We start from the raw sequence: 776 nt of genomic DNA, 5'->3' as shown, positions 1-776 counted from the left end.
GTGGGTGGGTGGGGCGAGATGATGTTCGGCATGACCGAGGCCGGCACCATCACCGTCACCGCCCGCGTCGCGTACGGCACCAAGCGGCAGCTCGCCGACATGCGGCCGCTGTTCAAGGCCGAGCGGGCCAGGGCGCGGGCGCTGTCGACGTCGGCACAGTGGAACTGGGACGGACTTCCCGGCCGGGAGGCCGCGGCAAAGCGAGCGCAGTGGGCGATGTACCGGGCGCACCTGCGCGAGGCCGGCGAGTTGGCCGACACGTTGGACGGGCTGGTGGCGTTCGGGGTACGGACCGAGCTGGCGGCGCTCGGCTGGGACCGGGACTGGCCGATGCTGCCGGCGCAGGCGAAGAACCCGGGCCGCTGGCCCGGCACCCGCGACGGCGGCTGGCCCGAGCGGGTGACGGTGCGCCTCGCGGCCGGACTGGTGAACCAGGTGCTGGCCGCGTGCTGGCACACCAGCGCCGACGCGATCGGGAAACTGCGGGACTGGCGCGACAAGCACCCGGACATGCTGCCGACAAGGCCGTTCCGCTACCCCGCCGAAGACGCGGCGCTCGCCGAGTACGAAGAACTTGCAGCGCAGGTGACACCGGCCGGGGACATCTGGCGTGCAGCAGTGCAGCACGCCGTCGCTGCAAGGCCCGTCATTGACCTGTGCCAGCGAAGATGGGTCGTTTGCCACCGAAGTTGGACCAACGCTAGTTTGTGACAGCGAAGTTGGGCTGGTGGGGAAAGTGTCAGGCGGGGGATGTGGTGGGGGCACCTGTCCGCGCA

General features: G+C 70.9%; 1 protein-coding gene. It reads left to right on the top strand.

Features of this window, described 5'->3' with window-relative positions:
* Positions 1–711: hypothetical protein (locus tag QMK24_RS41375; RefSeq protein ID WP_283472073.1), on the top strand; the 711-nt coding region annotated here is incomplete at its 5' end.
* Positions 712–776: the final 65 nt, after the last annotated feature.

Source organism: Streptomyces sp. PH10-H1, assembly GCF_030063355.1.
Classification (GTDB): domain Bacteria; phylum Actinomycetota; class Actinomycetes; order Streptomycetales; family Streptomycetaceae; genus Actinacidiphila.
Note: the sequence above shows the minus strand (reverse complement) of the source record. Positions and strands in the feature narration are given on the sequence as shown.